At 37.6% G+C, this 4,202-nt stretch carries 3 protein-coding genes and 1 tRNA gene; 3 read left to right on the top strand and 1 reads right to left on the bottom strand.

Annotation, left to right across the window (positions count from 1 at the left end):
• Positions 1-104: 104 nt before the first annotated feature.
• Positions 105-179: transfer RNA gene (locus tag GSY74_RS03035), tRNA-Glu, on the top strand.
• Between the two features lie 20 nt (positions 180-199).
• On the opposite strand, the gene GSY74_RS03030 is transcribed toward GSY74_RS03035, so the two are convergent.
• The gene (locus GSY74_RS03030) at positions 200-1,867 is read right to left on the bottom strand and encodes a hypothetical protein (protein ID WP_164663636.1); all 1,668 of its coding nucleotides are present in this window, start codon (positions 1,865-1,867) and stop codon (positions 200-202) included.
• 173 nt (positions 1,868-2,040) lie between these two features.
• Between GSY74_RS03030 and GSY74_RS03025 the strand changes: the two genes are divergently transcribed.
• Together GSY74_RS03025 and pgeF are read left to right on the top strand one after the other, a co-directional pair.
• Positions 2,041-3,330 (top strand): malic enzyme-like NAD(P)-binding protein, encoded by a 1,290-nt coding sequence (locus GSY74_RS03025; RefSeq protein WP_188108687.1) that lies wholly within the window; start codon positions 2,041-2,043, stop codon positions 3,328-3,330.
• A gap of 3 nt (positions 3,331-3,333) precedes the next feature.
• Positions 3,334-4,074 (top strand): peptidoglycan editing factor PgeF, encoded by a 741-nt coding sequence (pgeF, locus tag GSY74_RS03020; protein WP_164663635.1) that lies wholly within the window; start codon positions 3,334-3,336, stop codon positions 4,072-4,074.
• The last annotated feature ends 128 nt before the right edge of the window (positions 4,075-4,202 follow it).

Below are 4,202 nucleotides of genomic sequence, written 5' to 3'. Positions count from 1 at the left end.
GATATGATGGGGATTTAAGATGGGAATAGACTCAAAAATAAAAACCATTCACTTAATAAAACCTTAAGTTTATCTCGCTATAATTTCATCCACAAGTTATTAATGGCCCCTTCGTCTAGCGGTTAGGATCCATGGTTTTCATCCATGTTACAGGAGTTCGAGTCTCCTAGGGGTCACCACTAAATAGATAACCTCCAACTTATAACAGACTCATTATATTCTGATAACACATTTTAGCTTTTTGACCTTTAATCACATCTTTAAGTCTGCTCTTTCTGATAAAATAATCTTTGTCTATCAATATCTTAGTGATTTTCAGATTTCCATTAGATGTTAGTTTATAGAAGAATGTACTAATCTTTTTATCCTCATCCATAGAGATTGCCATATAGTTATACTTCTCACCATCAGTATAGTTTGGATGGATTAGATAGTCTTGTACTGTAAAACTACCTATATTGGCTTGTAGATTTACATAGCATCCATAGGAGACAACACCCTCTTCACGACTGTAGTTATCTTGCAGATACTCTAAGTCATACTTCTTGTTGCTGGTATCTTTAATCTCTGCACTAGTATCAAACATCCTTGCGATATAGCTTCCCCTTGCGACAGGATATAAGAAGTTCTCTATCCCTTGAAGTGCTATAAGTCGTTTTGCCTCCTCATCTTTGAGTCTCTCTTGCTCCTTTATCTCCTCAGCTCGTGTGGTCTCCATAGATTTAACCATCTTATTGGCTTGAAACATCAGGGTATAGTACTCTACTCGGGTTTGGTTTAGTAGAGTGCTTAGGTCACGAAGGGGGTTGTCTTCACTGTTTAGTATCGTTAGATACTCTCCTACTCTTTTGGTATCTTTACTCTTAACCGCTTGTGCAAATCCTCGATAAAAACTACTCTGTCTCAAAGCCAATGACAAGACCAATCCTCTGTCATAACTTGTAAAACGATTTAGCAGATGTACATTAAGAGAGCTTAGTGCCTCTATGATATATTCACCTGCCACATGTTTAAAGTTGTCGACCTCTCTACCAACTGTTATACCTTTTGATTTGAGTTGATAGTTCATAATATCTTGTGTGCGAGGGTCACCACTATTGTATATATATCTAAAGTTTGGAACACCTTTTATGAGGTCTACAGTTGATAGGGTAGTACGATATTTGGGTTTGAGTAGAATGTATCCCAACTCTCTTCTCTCCTGTCCATCAGGAACATTGAGCTTTACCTTGATAGACTCAACTTTGGTATCAAAATCACGACTCTTTGTACCATCCAAGTCACCACTTTTAAATGCATTTTCCATCGTATCAAGATAGTTTCGTGTGATAGGGTCATTGATGAGGTTGGAGCTTCTCATTAAAAAGTTGGCTGTTTGTGGAACCACAAGACCCACAAAATCGATGAGTATTCCTAGCTCTTTGACGGGAACGCTCTTCTCCTCTTTGTTTTTTTGTAGGAGTTTTACACTTAGGTGGTCACTATCTCCCACTACAAATGGCTCTTCGTTGATGAAGTTGGCACTCTTTTTAATACACTGCATATCATGCTCATCATCATTTACCAAAAACCAGATAGGGTATTTTCCCACACGATTCTGTTTGGTTCGCTCATTTGTTATCTTTAGATAGGTCTCTGTGGAGAACTTGTCATCGGTTAATATGGCTCGTTTGTCATCACAATACTCAGAGACTGGGTAGCGTTTGTTGTCATAATACTCTTGGGTAAAAGACATATATCTATCTTTTGAGATAGACTCTTGTGTGTTCCCTTTTTGTAGTGAAATCTCACCAATATTAATCTGATGTTTGGTTGAACACCCTGCAAAAAATAGAACTGTTGTTAATAGTAGACTCCGATATATCATAACCACTCCCTAAATGAATAATAGACCTATTGTAACATAAATTTGTATAATCTTAAAAAATATAGCTTAATTTTCTCTTTTTAAATTTTATTGATAATAAATCTCTCATTCACAATAAAAATTGCATATTGTTATGGTAAAATTCCACTTCAAAAAATAGTTAAGGAAAAATCATGAATCAATTTGAACAAGAGAGTTTGGATTATCATATCAAAGGCAAGACTGGAACACTTATCACCAAAGCTTGTAAAACACAAAAAGAGCTGTCTATGGCATACACCCCTGGTGTCGCATTTCCATGTTTGGAGATAGCAAGAGACCCATCTTTGGCATATAAGTATACCAATAAAGGTAATACCGTAGCTGTTATCTCTGATGGTACAGCCGTTCTTGGTTTGGGTAATATCGGTGGATTGGCAGGGAAACCTGTTATGGAAGGAAAAGCTGTTCTTTTCAAATCATTTGCAAATATAGATGCTGTTGATGTGATTTTGAATGTTCATGAGATAGATGAGATAGTCAATGTCTGTGCCGCTATATCTGATACTTATGGTGGAATCAACCTAGAGGATATAAAAGCACCACAATGTTTTGAGATAGAGAGAAGACTTCAAGAGAAGTTAGATATTCCTGTGTTTCATGATGACCAACACGGTACAGCTATTATCACCTCAGCAGGTCTTATCAATGCTCTGGAGTTGGCTGATAAGAAGATAGAAGAGATAAAGGTAGTAGTTATCGGTGCAGGTGCAGCAGGTATCTCCTGTGCAAAGATGTATCAAAATCTCGGTGTGAAAAATATCGTAATGATAGACTCAAAAGGTGTTATTCACTCTGGACGAGATGACCTAAATGAGTATAAACAGGAGTTTGCCCTAGATACAGAGGAGAGAACCATAGCAGATGCTCTTCATGGTGCGGATATGCTGTTGGGACTCTCTGGCCCTAATGTTGTCTCACAAGATATGGTCAAAACTATGGCAAAAGATGCGATTATTTTTGCTTGTTCCAACCCAACACCAGAGATTACTCCTGATTTGGTAGAAGAGGTTAGACCAGATATTATCTGTGGAACAGGACGAAGTGACTTTCCAAATCAGGTTAACAATGTTTTGGGTTTTCCATCTATCTTTAGAGGTGCATTGGACTCAGGTGCGAAGAAGATTACAGAAAACATGAAGATGGCAGCTGCCAAGGCTCTTGCTGCATTGGCAAAAGAGCCAGTTCCATATTATGTAAAAGCCGCTTATCAAGACCCTGATTTGAAGTTTGGACGAAAACATATTATCCCTAAACCATTCTCAAAAGAGGTGTTGATTTGGGTTGCTTCAGCTGTAGCAGAGGCTGCATTCAAAGATGGAGTCACTAGCAAAAAAGTGTGTGATGTCGTTGAGTATAGAAAAAAACTTAGACATATGATTTATCATGATGGTGAAGAGGGGTCTTCTATCAAAGAGCATTAAGATATGAATTTTAAAAATCTCTCAAAATATAAAAACTGCACTTATCTTATTACACAAAAAGATGAGTTACATGAGTGTGGAAACTCTTTGGCACTACATACCAAAGAGAACCCAAATAGCATTTTAAAAAATAGAGAAGCTATACAAAAAAAGCTACCAAATAGGCAGTTTATAGTTGCTAATCAGACACATAGTGACCACATAAAGATTATTACAGAACCAATAGAGCAGGGGTGGAGAGAACTCTCCTCTGCTATAGAGGATTGTGATGCACTTATCACTAATCAAAAAGGAATTATGCTAACTATCTTGACTGCTGATTGTGTACCAGTTCTTCTTTTTGACCCTAAAAAAAGGGTGGTCTCTGCTATCCATGCAGGTTGGAATGGTACTTATAAAGAGATTGTCTATAAGGCAGTTAAAAAGATGGTAGAGGAGTTTGATTGTAATCCAAAAGATATTGTGGCAGGTATTGCTCCCTCTATTGGTAGATGTTGTTACGAAGTGGGTGAAGATGTGGCTAAACACTTTTTTGATGACAGAGATGCTTTTGATATAAAGGGTGAAAAGTATATGTTGGATTTACCATATGTAAATAGAGAACAGCTACTAGAAGCAGGTTTGAGTTCAGGGAATATTGAACTTTCAAATATCTGTACGGCTTGTGAGGTAGAGAGTTATTTCTCTTATCGAAAAGAGCAGGGGTGTAGTGGTAGGTTTATGAGTATGATAGGTTTAGATTAGGAAACGCAAACTTTAGTTGCGTCAAACGGCGAGGCTAAAGCCCAATGCCAATGAATTAGCGAGGCTGAAGCCATCGTTTCCTTATATGCAATTTGCATTTTCGGAATCGGCGTGTTTACACCCGAACT

The sequence above is a fragment of the Sulfurovum sp. bin170 genome (assembly GCF_010892395.1).
GTDB lineage: Bacteria > Campylobacterota > Campylobacteria > Campylobacterales > Sulfurovaceae > UBA1140.
This window is presented reverse-complemented; position numbering and strand designations above follow the sequence as displayed.